The sequence below is a fragment of the Gilvimarinus gilvus genome (assembly GCF_030518155.1).
Taxonomy (GTDB): Bacteria; Pseudomonadota; Gammaproteobacteria; order Pseudomonadales; family Cellvibrionaceae; genus Gilvimarinus; species Gilvimarinus gilvus.
The window spans coordinates 1-398 of record NZ_JAULRU010000275.1 but is presented as its reverse complement, the minus strand read 5'-3'; the positions used below and the strand labels follow the sequence as shown (position 1 = coordinate 398).

The 398-nt window shown below is 60.1% G+C and carries 1 protein-coding gene; it reads left to right on the top strand.

From position 1 onward, the window contains the following. A partial coding sequence (locus tag QWI17_RS04775; protein WP_302721376.1) for a phage tail assembly protein occupies positions 1 to 282 on the top strand: 282 nt, incomplete at its 5' end. Positions 283 to 398 lie beyond the last annotated feature (116 nt).

Here is a 398-nt window from a genome sequence, read left to right as displayed (position 1 = left end):
CCGAAGTACCTGACTCTGACCGCTGAGAACGTCACCGTTCGCCTGTCCAAGCCCACCACCCTCAATGGCGTTGATCAGGCCACCATCACCCTACGTGCGCCGACCGTGAAGGATATTCGCAGCTCCGGGCAAACCTCGGACGGTGACGATGAGCAGCGCGAGCTGAACCTGTTCGCGTCCCTGGCCGAGGTGGGGGTCAAGGATCTGGAGGGCCTCACTTACAAGGACTACAACCGCGTAGCCGCCGGTTACAACTTTCTGGTGCGAGAGGACGAACTGTAATCCCGCGACCCTCAAGCACGCCGCCAAGCGTCTCGCGGCCGAGCTGCATTTCTCGGCTGCCGAAATCATGACCATGTCGTATGCCGACATGGTTTGGTGGCTTACCGATTGAGCTT